This is a genomic window from Pseudonocardia sp. MH-G8, assembly GCF_002262885.1.
Classification (GTDB): Bacteria; Actinomycetota; Actinomycetes; order Mycobacteriales; family Pseudonocardiaceae; genus Pseudonocardia.
The window spans coordinates 1-2,249 of record NZ_NKYF01000060.1 but is presented as its reverse complement, the minus strand read 5'-3'; the positions used below and the strand labels follow the sequence as shown (position 1 = coordinate 2,249).

Here is a 2,249-nt window from a genome sequence, read left to right as displayed (position 1 = left end):
TGACCGCGGCCACGAGAAAATTCCCGGAGACGGCCACGAAGCTGCCCGCTGGCGGACATGAAAGCTGCCCGCTGACGGTCATGGGATCTGCCCGACACGACGTCGTCTGCCTCGCCGCGTCCCGTGGTTGAGGCCCCTCCTCGGGTGCGCTGGCGGTGCTGAAGCGCCGCCCACCCGAGAAGGGACACCGTGAAGTGTGCAGGGGAGATCATGGAAATTCTGGAAGCGTTCGACCTGACCGGGTCGTTGCGTGACGCTGCGGAGCTTGCGGGCTGCTCGCATCACACGGTGGGTCGCTATGTCGCGGCCCGCGAAGCGGGCGGGTTGTGTGACCGTCCGGCGGCTCGCCCGCAGCTGATCGACGAGTTCCTCCCGAAGGTCGAGGAGTGGATGGAGCACTCGGCGGGGAAGATCCGCGCGGACAAGTCCCACGAGAAGCTCCTCGCGCTGGGCTATACGGGTTCGGAGCGGACCACCCGGCGCGCGGTGGCGCAGGTGCGGCGGGCGTTCAAGGTCGGGCGGGTGCGGGTGCACCGGCCGTGGGTGACCGAGCCGGGGATGTGGCTGCAGTACGACTTCGGGGACGGCCCGGTCATCGACGGGGCCAGGACCACCCTGTTCTGCGCGTGGCTGGCCTGGTCACGGTTCCGGGTGGTGCTGGCGATCCTGGACAAGACCGCGCCGAGCGTGTTCGCCGCGCTGGATGTCACGTTGCGCCGCCTGGGTGGCGCCCCGACCTATGTGCTGACCGACAACGAGAAGACCGTCACGATCGCCCATGTCGCCGGGATGGCGGTGCGCAATCCGGCCACGGTCAGCTTCGCCCGCCACTACGGGGTCACGGTGCACACGTGCGAGCCTGCGGACCCGGCGAGCAAGGGCGGCTCGGAGTCCACGGTGAAGCTCGCCAAGGCCGACCTCGTTCCCAAAGACACCAACCTGCGCCCGGTCTACGCCTCGTTCGCCGAGTTGGAGGCGGCATGCGAGAAGTTCTGCGACATGGTCAACACCCGGGTGCATCGGGTGACCCGCCGCGCCCCGGCCGACATGCTCGCCCAGGAACGCGCCCGGCTCCATCCGCTGCCCGCGACACCGCACACGGTGTCGTTCGGGGTCACTCGCACCGTCGCGGCCACCACCCCGATGGTGACCTTCGAAGGCGCCCAGTACTCCGTCCCGCACCCGCTGCTCGGGCAACTGGTGTGGGTGCGGGTCCATGGCCGCGGGGAGGGCGAGGCGGTCGTCATCGTGCACGTCGGCGACGACGGGCCGGTCGAGGTCGCCCGCCACGGCCGGGCCGCCCCGGGCTGCCCCGCCATGGCCGACGCGCACTTCCCCCCATCGCCGGCCGGGGCGCTGGCGCGGGCCCCGAAGCCGCGCACCGCCGCGGAGGCCGAGTTTCTCGACCTGGGGGCCGGCGCCCGGTTGTGGTTGACCGAGGCCGCCGCCGTGGGCACCACCAGGATGCGCGTGAAGATGGCCGAGGCGGTCACGACCGCGAAGCTGGTCGGGACCACACAGGTGGACTGGGCACTCGGGCACGCCGCGGTCCACGCCCGCTTCGCCGAGGCCGACCTCGCCTCGATCCTGGATCACCGCGCCCGCACCCAGCCCGGCCCGGTGCACCAGGCCGGTGAACAGGCCAGCCTGACCCAGGGCACCGCCGGCTGGGCCGCCCTGGGCCGCGATCAGGCCACCAGCCGACCCACCGACGAGCTCGAGGGTGAGGTGGCCCCGTGAGCCGCAACGCGGTCCCCGCCGCTCCCGGCGGCGCCATCGTGCCAGCAGCCGTCGTGCCAGCGGCCGTCGTGCCAGCGGTCGGGGTCCCGGCCGCGGCGGCGTTGCCCACAGATGTGGAGGCGTTGCTGCGCCGGCTACGGCTGCCCCACATCCGCCGCCACGCCCCCGACGTGATCGCCACCGCGAAAGCGCAACGCTGGGAGCCGGTCGAGGTGCTGCGCGCCCTGCTCGTCGAGGAAGCAGCCGGTCGGGAACGCTCCGCGCTCGCGACCCGCCGCGCCGCCGCAGCGTTCCCGACCGGGAAAACCTTCGCCGCCTGGCAGGCCGGGTCCAGCTCGATCCCCGCCCCCACCCAGTCCGCGCTGCGCACCCTGGAATGGGTCAGCCGCCGGGAGAACCTGGTGGTCTGCGGGCCGTCCGGGACCGGAAAGACGTTCCTGCTCGAAGCACTCGGGCAGCAGGCGGTCGAGGCCGGGCTGAAGGTCGCCTGGTTCACCCTCGAAGACCTC

Annotated in this window: 2 protein-coding genes; both read left to right on the top strand. The window is 72.4% G+C overall.

Annotated elements, in window-relative coordinates; translation table 11 throughout:
* Window positions 1–189 precede the first annotated feature (189 nt).
* Window positions 190–1,740: an IS21 family transposase gene (gene istA, locus CFP66_RS46795; protein WP_143517641.1), complete on the top strand. Its 1,551-nt coding sequence runs from the start codon at window positions 190–192 to the stop codon at window positions 1,738–1,740.
* Window positions 1,737–2,249 (top strand): ATP-binding protein (locus CFP66_RS46790; protein WP_304528797.1); only part of this gene is annotated, 513 nt, incomplete at its 3' end. The genes istA and CFP66_RS46790, both read left to right, overlap by 4 nt.